This window comes from Natronosporangium hydrolyticum (genome assembly GCF_016925615.1).
GTDB classification, from domain to species: Bacteria; Actinomycetota; Actinomycetes; order Mycobacteriales; family Micromonosporaceae; genus Natronosporangium; species Natronosporangium hydrolyticum.
In genome coordinates, this window is the sequence record NZ_CP070499.1 from 5,235,736 (window position 1) to 5,250,299 (window position 14,564).

The 14,564-nt window shown below is 71.7% G+C and carries 14 protein-coding genes and 1 pseudogene; 9 read left to right on the forward strand and 6 right to left on the reverse strand.

The window, feature by feature from the left end:
• Nucleotides 1-236: 236 nt before the first annotated feature.
• The 4 genes and pseudogenes from JQS43_RS23690 (at nucleotide 237) to JQS43_RS23705 (ending at nucleotide 4,630) form a co-directional block, all read left to right on the forward strand.
• Complete coding sequence (locus JQS43_RS23690) at nucleotides 237-1,097, forward strand: sigma-70 family RNA polymerase sigma factor (RefSeq protein ID WP_239676570.1); 861 nt, start codon at nucleotides 237-239, stop codon at nucleotides 1,095-1,097.
• 168 nt (nucleotides 1,098-1,265) lie between these two features.
• Nucleotides 1,266-2,141, forward strand: a pseudogene (locus JQS43_RS23695) (DUF5667 domain-containing protein); the annotation flags it as partial.
• Between the two features lie 423 nt (nucleotides 2,142-2,564).
• Nucleotides 2,565-3,479 carry an HAD family hydrolase gene (locus tag JQS43_RS23700; RefSeq protein ID WP_420847618.1) on the forward strand — a complete coding sequence of 305 codons (915 nt, stop codon included), beginning with the start codon at nucleotides 2,565-2,567 and terminating at the stop codon, nucleotides 3,477-3,479.
• Complete coding sequence (locus JQS43_RS23705) at nucleotides 3,476-4,630, forward strand: hypothetical protein (RefSeq protein WP_239676572.1); 1,155 nt, start codon at nucleotides 3,476-3,478, stop codon at nucleotides 4,628-4,630. Before JQS43_RS23700 ends, JQS43_RS23705 begins: the two co-directional genes overlap by 4 nt.
• Here JQS43_RS23705 and JQS43_RS23710 read toward each other — a convergent pair.
• From JQS43_RS23710 to pdxH, 6 genes are all read right to left on the reverse strand, one after another.
• Nucleotides 4,623-5,537, reverse strand: coding sequence for a lysophospholipid acyltransferase family protein (locus JQS43_RS23710; protein ID WP_239676573.1), 915 nt, complete (start codon nucleotides 5,535-5,537; stop codon nucleotides 4,623-4,625). The genes JQS43_RS23705 and JQS43_RS23710 overlap by 8 nt on opposite strands.
• Complete coding sequence (locus JQS43_RS23715) at nucleotides 5,534-6,631, reverse strand: NAD-dependent epimerase/dehydratase family protein (protein WP_239676574.1); 1,098 nt, start codon at nucleotides 6,629-6,631, stop codon at nucleotides 5,534-5,536. Before JQS43_RS23715 ends, JQS43_RS23710 begins: the two co-directional genes overlap by 4 nt.
• 41 nt (nucleotides 6,632-6,672) lie before the next feature.
• Nucleotides 6,673-6,774 (reverse strand): 30S ribosomal protein bS22, encoded by a 102-nt coding sequence (locus JQS43_RS23720; protein ID WP_239676575.1) that lies wholly within the window; start codon nucleotides 6,772-6,774, stop codon nucleotides 6,673-6,675.
• A gap of 111 nt (nucleotides 6,775-6,885) precedes the next feature.
• Nucleotides 6,886-7,113, reverse strand: coding sequence for a helix-turn-helix domain-containing protein (locus tag JQS43_RS23725; protein ID WP_239676576.1), 228 nt, complete (start codon nucleotides 7,111-7,113; stop codon nucleotides 6,886-6,888).
• A 91-nt stretch (nucleotides 7,114-7,204) separates the two neighbouring features.
• Nucleotides 7,205-8,131, reverse strand: coding sequence for an aldose 1-epimerase family protein (locus tag JQS43_RS23730; RefSeq protein WP_239676577.1), 927 nt, complete (start codon nucleotides 8,129-8,131; stop codon nucleotides 7,205-7,207).
• Nucleotides 8,132-8,163: 32 nt separating this feature from the next.
• The gene (gene pdxH, locus JQS43_RS23735; protein ID WP_239676578.1) at nucleotides 8,164-8,868 is read right to left on the reverse strand and encodes a pyridoxamine 5'-phosphate oxidase; all 705 of its coding nucleotides are present in this window, start codon (nucleotides 8,866-8,868) and stop codon (nucleotides 8,164-8,166) included.
• Nucleotides 8,869-8,989: 121 nt separating this feature from the next.
• Between pdxH and JQS43_RS23740 the strand changes: the two genes are divergently transcribed.
• The 5 genes from JQS43_RS23740 to JQS43_RS23760 all read left to right on the forward strand — a co-directional run bounded on the left by JQS43_RS23740 (nucleotide 8,990) and on the right by JQS43_RS23760 (nucleotide 14,527).
• Nucleotides 8,990-10,084, forward strand: coding sequence for a citrate synthase 2 (locus JQS43_RS23740; protein ID WP_239676579.1), 1,095 nt, complete (start codon nucleotides 8,990-8,992; stop codon nucleotides 10,082-10,084).
• A gap of 105 nt (nucleotides 10,085-10,189) precedes the next feature.
• Entirely contained in the window at nucleotides 10,190-11,317 is a 1,128-nt protein-coding gene (serC, locus tag JQS43_RS23745) for a phosphoserine transaminase (RefSeq protein WP_239676580.1), read from the forward strand.
• Between the two features lie 49 nt (nucleotides 11,318-11,366).
• The gene (locus tag JQS43_RS23750; RefSeq protein WP_239676581.1) at nucleotides 11,367-12,266 is read left to right on the forward strand and encodes a DUF3592 domain-containing protein; all 900 of its coding nucleotides are present in this window, start codon (nucleotides 11,367-11,369) and stop codon (nucleotides 12,264-12,266) included.
• Nucleotides 12,267-12,441: 175 nt separating this feature from the next.
• Entirely contained in the window at nucleotides 12,442-13,473 is a 1,032-nt protein-coding gene (sepH, locus tag JQS43_RS23755; RefSeq protein ID WP_239676582.1) for a septation protein SepH, read from the forward strand.
• A 67-nt stretch (nucleotides 13,474-13,540) separates the two neighbouring features.
• The gene (locus tag JQS43_RS23760) at nucleotides 13,541-14,527 is read left to right on the forward strand and encodes an aldo/keto reductase (RefSeq protein WP_239676583.1); all 987 of its coding nucleotides are present in this window, start codon (nucleotides 13,541-13,543) and stop codon (nucleotides 14,525-14,527) included.
• Nucleotides 14,528-14,564: the final 37 nt, after the last annotated feature.

Sequence of the window (14,564 nt, forward strand, 5' to 3'; positions counted from 1 at the left end):
TCGCCCATTCGAGGTAATCGCACACGCTGTGCGTTGCTTCGACCACGCTGACGAAAGGATTTTCGAGCGCATGTCGCCAGATCCCGCACCTGGGAGCGTGATGAGCCTTACCATCACCAAAAGGTCAGCTCATCACGTATGTGGTGGAGACATACGGTCCAGCCTAGGAGAACCGCTGTGCACCAATACGTACTTCCCCAGCCTGATGTCAGGTTTGCGGAGAAAGGGCGGTAGACGTGACCGAAGCACATGTCGTTGCCCGCGCCAAGTTCTACGACGTCACGCCCCCACTCTCGCGCCGCACCCCACGTCGCCCACCAGCCCAACCCCACAACCGCCGCCAGGACCCGAACCCGGAGGTTCCCACCGCGATCCTCCCGGCCGTCCCGGCGCAACCCACCGACCAGTCGACGGCGGCCACCCCCGCCGCCGACGCCGCGACGGTCAACCCCGCCGTCGCCGGCACCGGGGCGGGGACCCCCACCGCCGCCCCGAGCTACCCGGCCCGCCCCGACCCGAGCGACGCCGCGGCCGAGGTCTGGGCCCTCGTCGAACGTGCCCAGGCTGGCGAGTCCGAAGCGTTCGGGCTGCTCTACGACCGGTACGTCGAGACCGTATTCAAATTTATCTACTTCAGGGTGGGTAATCGGCAGCTCGCCGAGGACCTCACCTCCGACACTTTCCTACGGGCGCTCAAACGGATCAACTCCTTCACCTGGCAGGGCCGCGACCTGGGTGCCTGGCTGGTGACGATCGCCCGCAACCTGGTCGCCGACCACTTCAAGTCCGGCCGCTACCGGCTCGAAGTCGCCACCGGCGACGTGCTCGACTCCGACAAGGAGGACCGCGGCCCCGAGGGCACCCCGGAGACCGTGGTGGTCGACCACATCACCAACGTCACCCTGCTCAGCGCCGTGAAACAACTCAACCCGGAGCAGCAGGAGTGCATCGTGCTGCGGTTTCTGCAAGGCTTCTCGGTCGCCGAGACCGCGCAGGCCATGGGGAAGAACGAAGGAGCGATCAAAGCGTTGCAGTATCGCGCCGTCCGCGCGCTCGCCCGGCTACTTCCGGAGGGCTTCCAGCGTGGTCGCGGCTAGCCCCGCCAGCCTGTCACCGCACCCACCGGACGGCCGCCGCACAGCCGTAACCGACCACGTTCCCGACCCGTTGGGAGAGGTACGGCCGCCGGTGTCCAGCCCGACGGTCGCATCCGTGTCGCCAGGTCCGCACACCGAGTGCCACGATGACGAGAGGAGGTGCCGGCCATGGCCAGCCCACTGACCAACCGGCGCCGCGCAGAACGGTTCTCCCAACTCCTGGATGAGGCCAACGGCGGTCGCCGCCAGCACCTCCGGACCACCTACGACGACGAGGTCGGCGACCTGGTGGCGTTGCAACGCCGGCTGGTCGAGGAGATCCGGGCGCCCGAACTCGACCACGAGTTCCGCACCGGACTCCGGGCGATGCTGGTCGCCACCGCCCAGCGGGAAGGGATCGGCGCCACCGCCGAGCCCGAACCGAGCGAACCACCACCGGCCAACCCCTGGTTGACCCATCCGCTCGTCGGCGCCGCAACCGCCCGCCTGCGAACGGCGTTCGCACAGGGGCCACGCACCCGCACCGCGGTGATCGCCGGGGTCACCGTCGGCGCCGTAGCCTTCACCGGCATGTCCACCGCCAGCGAGAACGCCATGCCCGGCGACGCCCTCTACGGGGTCAAGCGCTCCGCCGAGCGGGCCCAGCTCGCGCTGGCCAGCTCCGACCTGGGCCGCGGTCAGCTATACCTTGAGTTCGCCCAGACCCGGCTGGCCGAGGCCCGGACCCTCGCCAACGACCTCTCCCGGGTGCTTTCCGACATGGACCGCGACACCAGCCACGGCGTCCGGCTACTCACCACCGCCGCCACCAACCGGCAGGACCGGGCGGCGCTGCGCGCGATCGAGACCTTCAGCGCCGAGCAGCGCACCGCCCTGGGCGAGCTCGCCGGGCAGGTCGACAGCTCCGAGCGGGCACCCATCCTCGCCTCACTGGAGCTGCTGGACGAGATCGACGAACGCGCCAGCGATCTGCGCGGCAACCTGGACCGGGACTGCACCGCGGTCAGCTCGATCGACATGCTCGGCCCGGTGCCGGCCGACTGCGTCACGCTGCCCGCCCCGGCCGCCGTACCGAACCCGGCCACCGGACAGCCGGCGGCGGCCGGCGAGGGCCACCCGACTCCTACCGAGACCGCCCCGGCCTCGCCATCGGCCAGCGCCGACCCCGAGCCCACCGGCGACGCCGCCACCCCCGAGGTCACCGGTTCGGCGACCGCCGACCCGCCGCCCAGCGCCAGCCCCGGGCCGAGCACGACCCCCTCCGGCCAGGTCACCGACGCTCCCCCCACCGGCTCGGCCGAGGACGATCCAGGCCTGGCGTACAGCGTCAACCGGCTGCTGGCGAATCTGCTGGGCCACTAGCCGGTGCCGGCGTACCGGTGGTGGGTTCTCGGAACCGGTGTCGGGTTTCTCCGTGGTCGCGGCGGCCGGCTACCCTCGCGGGAGAAGCGTGAAGGAGGGACGCCGGTGCCCCGTACCCGTCGGATCGCGCGCCCCATCCGCCGGCTCCGCTCCCCTGGTGAGCCGGCCCGGGGCGCGCAGGAGCAGCTAGACGCGGCGTTGACGGTGCCGCCGGACCCCGGCGCCGCCGCGTTCTTCGACGTCGACAACACCATGCTGCAGGGTGCCTCGATCTACTGGTTCGCCCGCGGGCTGGCGGCTCGTCGCTACCTCTCCGCCGGCGACCTGGTCCGGTTCGCCCTCGGGCAGCTGCGGTTCCGGGTCGTCGCCACCGAACACCGCGGCCACATGGACCTGGCCCGGCAGTCGGCGCTGGCGTTCGTCGCCGGCTGGCGGGTCAGCGACATGGAGCGGCTCGCCGAAGAGATCTACGACGAGCTGATCGCCGAACGGATCTGGTCCGGCACCCGGGCGCTGGCCCAGCAGCACCTCGACGCTGGCCAGCCGGTGTGGCTGGTCACCGCCGCGCCGGTCGAACTCGGCCGGGTGATCGCCAACCGGCTCGGGCTCACCGGGGCCATCGGCACGGTCGCGGAGGTCGCCGACGGCGTCTACACCGGCGCCCTCGACGGCGACCTGATGCACGGCCCGGCCAAGGCCGACGCGATCACCAAGCTCGCCGCCGCCGAGGGCCTCGACCTGAGTCGCTGTTCGGCCTACAGCGACTCCATCAACGACCTGCCGATGCTCAACACCGTCGGGCAGGCGGTCGCGGTCAACCCCGACTCGGCGCTGCGCCGGGAAGCCCGGGCCCGCGGCTGGCAGGTACGCGACTTCCGGTCGGTCCGGAAGGCGGCCAAGGTCGGTATCCCCGCCACCCTCGCGACCGGCGCCGCGGCCGGTGCGATCATCACCGCGATGGCGCTGCGCCGGCGCTGGCGAGCGCCGGAGCGCCGCCAGACCCCGGCCCGCAGTCGGTGACCTCGGCCACCCGCCGGGTCCGGATCCGCGAGCTGGTCGCGGTCTCGACGGCGCTCGCCGCCGGCCTGGTGCTGCTGGTCGGCGACCCGCCCCGCCGGTCCGGCGGCCCACCCACGCTCGCCTCGGCCTACCCGCACGCCACCGTCCTCGACCTGCCGGTGGCGCCCGGCACGGTCGGGTACGAGCCGTTGCTGGTGCTCGACGACGGGACGACGATCGCGACCGGCCGTGACCCGGAGACCGACGAGGCGGTGCTGCTGCAGCTCGCTGGCGCGGCCGGCGGAGCGCCGGCCGCGGCGGCCGGCGAGCCCTCGGTGGCGGAGTTGCGCCGGCTACCGGGCGCCAGCCGGCCTCGCTTCACCATCGCCGCCGACCCGCCACCCGGTGCTCTGGTCTGGGGCGAATCCACCAGCGGCACCGACGGTGCTACCACCGAAATCTGGACCGCCGAGCTGCCGACCACACCGCCGTCCGATGACCGGCGCCCGGGCCAGCCGCAACGGCTGACCGCCGACACCGGGCCGGCCACTTTCCGGCAGTCCCAGCACGACCTGACCGTCGCCGAGGACCAGGTGCACTGGGCCGCCGCCAGCGAGGACGGCACCGAACTCCGGTCGGTGCCGCTCGCCGGCGGCCCGGTACGGGTGCGGACGATCGCCGGGCAGTGGGCGCTCGGCCCCTGGCCCTGGCTGGTCGACAACGGCGGGGTCGGGGACGAGCCGGTGCGGCTGCGGGCACAGACCGCCGCGGCCGCCACCGTGCAGGTGCCCGCCGGGCCCGGCGAACTGGTCACCTGCGCCGCCCGCTGGTGCCGGGTGCTGGTGCCGGCGACCGCCAGCGAGGTCACCCGAATCGAGCTACAGCGGCCCGACGGCAGCGACCGGCAGCTGGTCGCCGGCGGCGGGCAGGTGGCGTCGCCGCTGCTGGATGTCGCGTTGCAGGATCAATTCGAGATCTGGACCGTGCCGGGGGTGGCCGGCAGCCCGGTCAGCGACCAGCAGCTGATGCTCTACGACCTCCGGCAGACAGCCTCGGTGCAGCTCGCCACCGAGGTAGGCCGGGTAGGCCACGGCAACGGCTTCCTGTGGTGGTCGACCGGCAGCGGGGAGGCGCTCCACTGGCGGGCGCTGGATCTGCGTTCGCTCAGCTGACCGGCGGCGACCGGTCCGGGTCGGGCGACGGCTCACTGCAGAACGGCTCCGGGCGCCGCTCCAGCAACCGGTGCAGCGACTGCTGGATCCGTTCTCGTACCTCATCTGCGAGGTTGAAGATCACCAGTGGATCGTCTGTCTGCCCCGCCCACTCCGAGGTGTCGATCGGCTCGCCGATCTCGATCAACCACTTCGACGGCAACGGGATCGCTCCGAGCGGCCCCAGCCACGGGAAGGTCGGGGTGACCGGAAAATAGGGCAGGCCGAGCAGCCGCGCCAGCGGCTGGATATCGCCGAGCTTGGGGTAGATCTCCTCGGCGCCCACGATCCCCACCGGAATGATCGGCGCGCCGGTGTGCAACGCCGCCGAGACGAAGCCTCCCCGGCCGAATCGCTGCAATTTGTAGCGGTCACGGAACGGTTTGCCGACGCCCTTGACCCCCTCCGGAAACACCCCCACCAGCTCGCCAGCGCGCAGCAGCCGCTCGGCGTCCGGGTTGCACGCCAGGGTGCCGCCGGACTTGCGGGTCAGCGACGACATCACCGGCGCACGGAACAGAAAGTCCGCTCCGAGCAGCCGCAAATATCGGGGCGGCACGCCATTGCCGTCGTCGACCGCGTCGTGAACCCCGACGGCCAGCATCAACGCGTCCAGCGCGATAGTGCCGGAGTGGTTCGCCACCACCAGCGCCGGACCGGTGCGCGGCAGGTGCTCATCGCCGATCAGCTCGGTGCGGAACCAACGGCGGTAGAGCTGCCGGAGCATCGGGTAGAGGACCGCGTCGGTCAGCTCCGGATCGAACCCGAACTCGTCGACGTCGTAGTCGCCGGCGAGTCGCCGACGCAGGAACGCCAGCCCGGCAGCGACCCGGCGATCCCAGATATCCGGTTCGGAAGCGGCGGTCATGGCCCGAACCCCGGTTGCTCCGGCTCCGGCTGATCGCGCTGCTGCCGCATCGCGCGCACCTTGGCGATGCCGGACCGGATCGCCCGCTCCGCCGCCTCCAGCCGCTGCCGCCCCAGCACCACCCCACCAGCGCCGCGGCCGCTGAGGAAGTCAGCGAACGCCTCCGGGGTGGTACGCGGGGTGATCCCGAACTCCTTCGACAAGCGGGTGGTGTCGACTACCCGGCCGTGGATGAACAGGTCGACCTGGTCCAGCCCGAAGCTGCCCCGGTCAAACCGGCGCACCAGCGCCGCCACCCCGGAGAGCCCCGGCTCGGCGACCGGCACCGCCACCCGACCGGCCCGGCGGATCGCCTGCGACAGCGTCAACACCCCGGGACCGGCGACGTTGAAGGTGCCCGGATGATCCTCCACCACTGACCGGTGCATGATCTCCAACGCGTCGTCTACATGGACGAACTGCAGCCGCGGATCCCGACCCAACACGGTCGGCAGCACCGGCTGGGCGAAGTATCGGGTGAGCGTCGTCTCCGCGGCCGGACCGATCAGCGGGGCCAGCCGGAGCACGGTGGGGATCACGTCGGGGCGGCGCCGGGTGAAGCCGCGGACATAGCCCTCGATGTCGAGGATGTCGCGGGCGAAGCCGCCGCGCGGCACCTCCCGCGGCTCGGTCTCCTCGGTGAAGACCGCCGGATCCCGAAACGACGCGCCGTAGGCGGCGGTGGAGGAGCGGACCACCAGCTTGCGCAGCTTCGGTAGCCGCTGGCAGGCGGCGAGTAGCTGCATGCTGCCGATGATGTTCTGGTCTTTCATGGCCGCTCGGCCACCGGTAGCCGGCTCCGGCGCGGTCGAGACCCCCAGATGCACCACGGCCTGCGGCGCCAGCGGCGGAATCAGCGTGGCGCAGCGGGTGAGGTCGGCCTCGATCAGCTCCACCCGCCGCAACAGTGGGGCGAGTTCCGGCGGCGGCGGGCCGTTATCCAGCCCGATCACCCGCCGAACCCGGGGATCGTCGGCCAGCCGCGAGGCCACGTGGGCGCCGAGGAACCGGCTCACGCCGGTCACCAGCACGACCTCCGGGTCTGCGGCCTTCACGTGCCCCTCCACAGCTTGCGGGCGAACGCCCGCGCCCGGGGTTACTTGCCGAGGCGACGACGCTGGACGCGGGTCCTACGCAGCAGCTTACGGTGCTTCTTCTTGGCCATGCGCTTACGACGCTTCTTGACCACCGAGCCCATGCAAATCACCCTTCGCCCTCGGCCGGCACGCGGTCGGCCCGCGCGGTCGGCACCTAGGGTAGCGGGTCGCCCCACCGACCGGGCAACGAGGTCGGGCCGGGAGCGACGCCGCTAGGGCAGCACCGGGCCACCGTGCTCGTCGAACGCCTCCTGGAGATACTCGTGCACCGCCCGCTCGGGCACCCGGAAGGAACGCCCGACTCGTACCGCGGCCAGGTCACCGGAGTGCACCAGGCGGTACACCGTCATCTTCGACACCCGCATCACTTCGGCCACCTCTGCCACCGTCAAGAACTTGACGTCGGCCAGCGCCCCCTCCGCACGGGTCGCTCTAGTCATAGCTCCACCCCCCGGCTACGTGCGTTCAACTAGCACAGTACCGGGGCTCAAGGTGCCGACGCGAACACTTCTCGCATTTCCGTCACGGTGTTTACGCCGATGACAGCGCCACCAGCCCCCACCGTGCTTCCCAGGTTTCACCAGGCGCCAGCATGATCACGTCCCGCCCGGATCGGAACGCGTCCGGCGGACAGGTCATCGGCTCCAGGGCGACCGATCGGCGCTGCCGCTCGTCGCCCAACGTGTCACCGCTATACAGCTGCCACCACGGGAACGACGCGTCGGCCCACAGCCGCACCCCGGCGCCGTCCTCGGCCGACAAAGTCACCGCCGACGTCCCGTCGGCCTCCGGGATGACCGACCCGTACGTCACATCCACCACCAGATCACCGATCCGGCGGGGAGTGGTGAAGTCCCACTCGGTCCCGTCGACCTTGGCCGCGCCGATCGGCAACAACCGGGAGTCGGCGAGCAGCCGCGACCGCGCCGGCACGTGCAGTCGTAGCTCCGACACCGCGACGCCGGGCAGACGCAGATAAGGATGGACCGAAAAACCGAACGGCGCCGGCTCCGCTGACCAGTTGGTCACCCGATGCGTGGCGGTGAGCCCGCCAGCGGCCAGCGACCAGACCGTCTCGAACGCCAACGTCCACGGGTAACCCGGCTGCGCCGGCGACACGCACTCGACCGTGATCGACGAATCGTCGGCCGCAGTGAGCCGCCACGGCAACCAGCGCACCAACCCGTGCAGGGCGGTGTGCTTCTCTGGTTCGTTGACCGGCAGTTGGTGCCAGGTGCCCGCGAACGGATACCGACCGTCGCGGATCCGGTTCGGCCACGGGGCGAGGATCTGGCCGGCGGCACCGGGGCACAGCTCGTCCGCCGCATACCCGTCGAGCAGCTCGTGCTCGCCCACCCGCCAGGTCCGCAGGCCGCCGCCGACCTCGACAATCACCGCCTCCTGGGCGCCGTCGGAGATGGTCCACTGGGAACCCGACGGATGAACTGTGTCAGCCATGCCCGTTACCTTATAGTGACCTGGCGGCTGGGTCACGGCGCCAGCCGCTCCACTACCCATCGATTGGGATCGCCGCCAAGATTGGGATCGCCGCTCAGATTGTGGTCACCGGCGAGCCGGCGGTAGCGCAACCGGTCGTGCAACCGATCCGAGCGGCCCTGCCAAAACTCCACCGTCTCCGGCACCAGTCGCAGACCACCCCAGAACGGCGGCGCTGGCACCCGCTCCGGATACCGGGCTGCTACCTGCTCGTACCGCTCCCGCAGCTGGGCCCGGTCGGTCAGCAGCTGCGACTGGTGACTCGCCCACGCCCCCAACTGCGCGCCGCGCGGCCGCTGCGCGAAGTACGCCTCGGTCTCCTCCCGGGAGACCGGCGCCACCTCCCCACACGCCACCACCTGACGATGTTGCCGCAGCCACCCGAAGACCACGCTCGCGTACGGGTTGGCCCGTACCTCGGTGGCCTTACGCGACCGCAGATTGGTGAACCACACGAAGCCACGCTCGTCGTAGCCCTTCAGCAGCACGGTCCGGGCGCTGGGCCGGCCGCGGGCGTCGGCGGTCGCCAGCACCATCGCGTTCGGTTCCAGCTCACCGGCGTCGACCGCTTCGGCGAACCACCCGGCGAACTGCGTCGGCCAGTCGGCGGCCAGGTCGCCCTCGGCGAGGGCCGCCTCGGCGGCGTACTCCTGGCGGACCCGCGGCAGGTCCGGCATGTCCTTCGTCACACTGCCCATCCTCACCCACCCGGTCGCCACCCGCACCACCCCGGCCAGGCAAGATGACTCGAAGATAGGGGATCCCTCATCGCCGGGCAGCACTGGCTGCGCTCGCCCAGACACATCAAGGGAGTGCGAAATGTCTGACTTCAAACCGGGCTTGGAGGGCGTGGTCGCCTTCGAGACCGCGATCGCCGAACCCGACAAGGAAGGCGGCGCACTGCGCTACCGAGGCGTCGACATCGAGGACCTGATCGGCGAGGTGTCGTTCGCCAACGTCTGGGCGCTGCTGGTCGACGGCGAGTTCGGGCCGGGCCTGCCCCCGGCCGAGCCGTTCCCGGTGCCGGTGCACTCCGGCGACATCCGGGTCGACGTGCAGTCGGCGGTCGCCATGCTCGCCCCCTACTACGGCCTCCAGCAGCTGCTGGACATCTCGGACCAGCGGGCCCGCGACGACCTGGCCCGGGTCTCGGTCACCGCGCTGTCGTTCGTCGCCCAGTCAGCCCGCGGTCTGGGCCTGCCGGCGGTGCCACAGCGCGAGATCGACAAGGCCAGCACCATTGTGGAGCGATTCATGAAGCGGTGGCGCGGCGATCCGGATCCTCGCCACGTCAAGGCGGTCGACGCCTACTTCATCTCCGCCGCCGAACACGGCATGAACGCCTCCACGTTCACCGCCCGGATCTGCGCCTCCACCGGCGCCGACGCGGCAGCCTGCATCTCTTCCGGGATCGGCGCCCTCTCCGGCCCGTTGCACGGCGGCGCACCCTCCCGCGTACTCCACATGATCGACGCAGTGGAGCGCTCCGGCGACGCCGAGCGGTACGTCAAGGATGTGCTCGACCGGGGAGAACGGCTGATGGGCTTCGGGCACCGGGTCTACCGGGCCGAAGATCCGCGGGCCCGGGTGCTCCGGCGGGTCGCCCGGGATCTCGGCGCGCCGCGGTTCGAGGTGGCGGAGGCGCTGGAGAAGGCGGCGCTGGCGGAGCTGCACGCCCGCCGCCCGGACCGGGTGCTCGCCACCAACGTCGAGTTCTGGTCCGCGGTGGTGCTCGACTTCGCCCAGGTGCCGCCGCACATGTTCACCTCGATGTTCACCTGCGCCCGGACCGCCGGGTGGAGCGCGCACATCCTGGAGCAGAAGAAGCTGGGGCGGCTGGTGCGCCCTTCAGCGAAGTACGTCGGCCCAGCCCCCCGCACCCTCCAAGAGTTGATCATGGACCCAGGTACCTGAACGGGGCGGTTTGAGGTCCCAAAACCCATGATCAACCCGCAGGTTGGCGGGGTGGGCGGGGGGCGGCATGTGCCCCCGCCCAGCCCGGGGTGCAAGGATGGGTTGGTGGCTGACCTGACGAAGATCCAGATTCCTGAGGACCGTAAGCCCACCGACGGACGGTTCGGCTCCGGGCCGTCGAAGGTACGCCCAGAGTCGCTGGACGCGCTGCGCGCGGTGGCGACCACGTACCTCGGCACCTCACACCGCCAGCGCACCGTCCGCGACCAGGTGGCGCGCCTACGCCAGGGCATCGCCGACCTGTTCGACCTCCCCGACGGGTACGAAGTCGTGCTCGGCAACGGCGGCACCACCGCGTTCTGGGAGGTGGCGGTCTTCTCACTGATCCGCAACCAGGCCCAGTGCGCCTCGTTCGGCGAGTTCGGCTCGAAGTTCGTGGCCGCCGTCAAGGACGCGCCGTTCCTGGCCGACCCGAGCGTCCGGCAGGCCGCCCCCGGCACCGCGCCGGAGCTGATCGCCGAAGCCGGCGTCGACGCGTACGCGACCCCCCACAACGAGACCTCCACCGGCGTGGCGGTGCCGGTCCGCCGGGTCGCCGGCGCCGACCCGGGCGCGCTGATGCTCCACGATGCCACCTCCGCCGCCGGTGGGCTGGCGGTCGACGTCGCCGAGTCGGATGTGTACTACTTCGCCCCGCAGAAGGCGCTCGCCTCCGACGGCGGGCTTTGGCTGGCGCTGCTCTCCCCGACCGCGCTGGAGCGGGCCCACGAGATCAAGGAGTCCGGGCGCTACATCCCGACCTTCCTCGACCTGATCACCGCGATCGACAACTCACGGCTGTCCCAGACCTACAACACCCCGGCGCTGGCAACCATCTTCCTCGCCGCCGAGCAGGTCGACTGGCTACTCAGCCAAGGTGGGCTGAGCTGGGCGGCCAAGCGCACCGCGGAGTCGGCGAGCGTGCTCTACGGCTGGGCCGAGCGGTGCCCGGTGGCGCAGCCGTTCGTCACCGACCCGGCGCTCCGCTCGCCGATGGTGGCCACCATCGACTTCGACGACTCGGTCGACGCGGCCGGGCTCGCCGCCGCGCTGCGGGCCAACGGGATCCTCGACACCGAGCCGTACCGCAAACTCGGCCGCAACCAACTCCGGGTCGCGCTCTACCCGGCGATCGACCCGGCCGACGTGGCAGCGCTCACCTCCTGCCTCGACTACCTGCTGGAGCAGAGCTGAGCTGATCGCCGCCGGGCCGCCGGTGGCGCAGGGTTGATACACCGAGGGGATGGAACCACTCGGAGCCGTCGTCATCGCCACCGCGATCCTCGGTGCGCTGGTGCTGGGGGTCCGCGGCGTCGTCGCCGGCCGGCGGCGGGCCGCTGACCAGTTCCATCTCGCGCAGGCGGGCCGGCTGGTCACCGCCCGGGTCGCCGCGGTGGAGCCGATGGACCGGTCGGTCAACCGCGCCGCCGGCCACGCGGTCACCCTGTCACTACCCACCGGCGGCGGCTACGACCGCACCATCCGGGACACCAGCGGCCTGGGCGGCTATGTGGTCCGGGAGGGCGGGCAGGTCCAGCTCCGGGTGTCACCAGACGATCCAGACCTGTACCAGGTGGAGCAGATCCTCGGACCCGCCGGCCCGTACCCGGTCCGCGCCGGGCCGGCCCAGACCAGCCCGTTCGGGCCGTACCTGCTGCTCATCGCGCCAGTGCTGGCGGCGGCGGGGCTGCTGGCCAGCTGGCAGTGGGGCGCGCAGATCCTGCCGGTGCTGCTGCCGGTGCTCTTCCTGATCGTCGGCGGCGTCCTGCTCGGCAGCGGGGTCCGGTCGGGCCGGCGGCGCCGGCAGTGGACCGCCGAGACCACCGGCGTGGTCACCGATGTGTGGACCGAACGCCAGCGCTCCGGCCGGGGCAGCAGCCTCGTGTACGCGTTCACCGTGCATTTCTTCACACCCGACGGTCGCGAGGTCCATCGCCGCCACCGGGATGCCAACAGCGTCTTCCGGCCGAAGCCACAGCAGCAGGTGACGGTCCGGTACCACCCCGCCCATCCGGCAGAGTTCGGGTTGGCCGGGGCCGGCGGGGCCCTCAATGACGTGATGTTCACGATCATCGGGGCCGTATTCGTCGGGATCGCGTTCTGCACCCTCGCCGTCTTCGCCGGAGTCGCCACCTCCTGGTGATCGGCCCACGACGCTGCGTCTGCCATAGTGGGCAGCCGGGACCGTTCGCGTCGGGTACCCGTCGGCGTGGCCTCCCCCCGACCCTGGCGAAGACCGCGTACCGTGGTCGGGAGGCATCGGGGGGCAGCCGAGGACTTCACCTCGGCGCTGGCACGGCACGGGAGGGAGGCTCGCGATGCGACCGGTGAGGTTCGTCGCCGTCTCCGAGGACGGTCAGGCGCTGGTGCTCGCCGACGAGGTCGGCCGGTTGCTGGCCCTGCCTCGCGACGACCGCCTGGTGATGGCGGTTCGTGCCGAGGCAGATCATAACGGGTCCGCCAACGGTTCCGGCGGCGGTGGGGAGCAGGTCGCGACGCTCTCCCCGCGCGACATCCAGGCCCGGATCCGGGCCGGCGAGTCCGCCGACGAGGTGGCCCGGGTCGCCGGCGTGCCGGTCGACCGGGTGCTGCGGTACGCGGGACCGGTCCTGCAAGAGCGGGCGATGCTGGCCCAGCACGCCCGGCGGACCAAGCTGAAGAGCTCCGACCGCTCCGCCACCCTCGCCGAGGTGGTCGACGGTCGGCTCGACCAGCACGGCGTGGACGCGGAGAAGATCTCCTGGGACGCGTACCGGCGAGACGACGGCACCTGGCGGGTCATCGCCACCTGGCCGTCGGGCAAGGCCACCGCGCAGGCGATCTGGGAGCTCGACAAGGCCCGCACCCAGGTCACGCCGCACGACGACATGGCGCACTACCTGTGCGCGGAGCGGCCCACCCCGATCCTCGGGCAAGAGGAGGCGCCCGGCGCCGACGCCGACCCGTTGCGTCGTCGCGGCAAGCCGCGGGAGCAGTCCCGCGGCGGCCACGGGCTGCCCACCCCGACCGACGAGACCGCCGCCCGCCGCAGCACCCGGGACCCGATCCGCGCCGGCCGGGACGCGCTCATGGCCAGCCTGGACCGCCCGCTCGGCGCCGCTGGTCGGGGCCTGGACGCACCGGCCGCGGCGGCCGCGATCGCAGACACCTCCCGGCAGCGGGGCAGCTCGCCGTTCGAGGACGACGCCGACGCCCCGCAGGAGGTCCCGGCGGTGCCGTCGCTGGCGGTGCTGCGCCCCCGCCGCACCGGCAACAACGACGCCAACAGCGGCGGGGAAGCCCCCCGCAAGCGCGGCCCCAGCTGGGACGAAGTGCTCTTCGGCAGCCCACCGGCGGCCCGCGAGTCGTGAACCGTCAAGGCCCGGCACGGCCGGCCGGTCGCCGGTCGGCACCGGCCGCGCGTGGCAGGCTGGGCGGATGGAGTACAAAAACCTAGGCCGCACCGGACTTTCGGTCAGTCGGCTCTGCCTCGGCACGATGAACTTCGGCCCGCAGACCAGTGAACCCGACAGCTTCGCGATCATGGATCGGGCGCTGGAGCACGGCATCAACTTCTTCGACACCGCCAACGTATACGGCTGGAAGGTCGGCGAAGGGGTCACCGAACAGATCATCGGACGCTGGTTCGCCCAGGGCGGCGGCCGGCGCGACAAAGTAGTGCTCGCCACCAAGGCATTCGGCAAAATGAGCGACTGGCCCAACGACCAGGGCCTGTCGGCGCGGCATCTGATCAAGGCCTGCGACGAGTCCCTCCAACGGCTCCAGACCGACTGGATCGACCTGTTCCAGATGCACCACGTGGAGCGGAGCACCCCGTGGGAGGAGATCTGGCAGGCGATGGAGGTGCTCACCAACCAGGGCAAGGTCCGCTACGTCGGCTCGTCGAACTTCGCCGGCTGGCACCTGGTGCAGGCGCAGGAGGCGGCGAAGTCGCGCCACTTCCTGGGCCTCGTCTCCGAACAGTGCATCTACAACCTGCTCACCCGGCATGTGGAGCTCGAGGTGTTGCCGGCGGCGCAGCGGTACGGCATCGGGATCATCCCGTGGTCGCCGCTGCACGGCGGGGCGCTGGCCGGGGCGATCCGCAAGCTCGCCGAGGGGCGGGCGGCCCGGGCCGGCTCCGGCCGGGCGGAAGAGGCGCTGACCGCGCATCGGCCGGCGATCGAGGCGTACGAGAAGCTGTCCGCCGACCTCGGCCACGACCCGGCGGACGTGGGGGTCGCGTGGTTGCTGGCGCAGCCGGCGGTGACGGCGCCGATCATCGGGCCCCGCACGGTCGAGCAGCTGGACAATTCGCTGCGGGCGCTGACGGTGCCGTTCGATGCCGAGGTGAGCAGCCGGTTGGACGAGCTGTTCCCGCCGGTCGGCAAGGGCGGCCCGGGGCCCGAAGCCTGGGCCTGGTGAACCCGCCCCCTCCCGGCCGATCATGAGCCGCCCCGCC

Bases quoted from the DNA above. Each gene is read 5' to 3' on its own strand.
- JQS43_RS23750 (WP_239676581.1), top strand. From the start codon at position 11,367: ATGGAACCACTCGGAGCCGTCGTCATCGCCACCGCGATCCTCGGTGCG.
- JQS43_RS23760 (WP_239676583.1), top strand. From the start codon at position 13,541: ATGGAGTACAAAAACCTAGGCCGCACCGGACTTTCGGTCAGTCGGCTC.
- JQS43_RS23730 (WP_239676577.1), bottom strand. From the start codon at position 8,131: ATGGCTGACACAGTTCATCCGTCGGGTTCCCAGTGGACCATCTCCGAC.
- pdxH (WP_239676578.1), bottom strand. From the start codon at position 8,868: ATGGGCAGTGTGACGAAGGACATGCCGGACCTGCCGCGGGTCCGCCAG.
- JQS43_RS23720 (WP_239676575.1), bottom strand. From the start codon at position 6,774: ATGGGCTCGGTGGTCAAGAAGCGTCGTAAGCGCATGGCCAAGAAGAAG.
- JQS43_RS23710 (WP_239676573.1), bottom strand. From the start codon at position 5,537: ATGACCGCCGCTTCCGAACCGGATATCTGGGATCGCCGGGTCGCTGCC.
- JQS43_RS23725 (WP_239676576.1), bottom strand. From the start codon at position 7,113: ATGACTAGAGCGACCCGTGCGGAGGGGGCGCTGGCCGACGTCAAGTTC.
- JQS43_RS23740 (WP_239676579.1), top strand. From the start codon at position 8,990: ATGTCTGACTTCAAACCGGGCTTGGAGGGCGTGGTCGCCTTCGAGACC.
- sepH (WP_239676582.1), top strand. From the start codon at position 12,442: ATGCGACCGGTGAGGTTCGTCGCCGTCTCCGAGGACGGTCAGGCGCTG.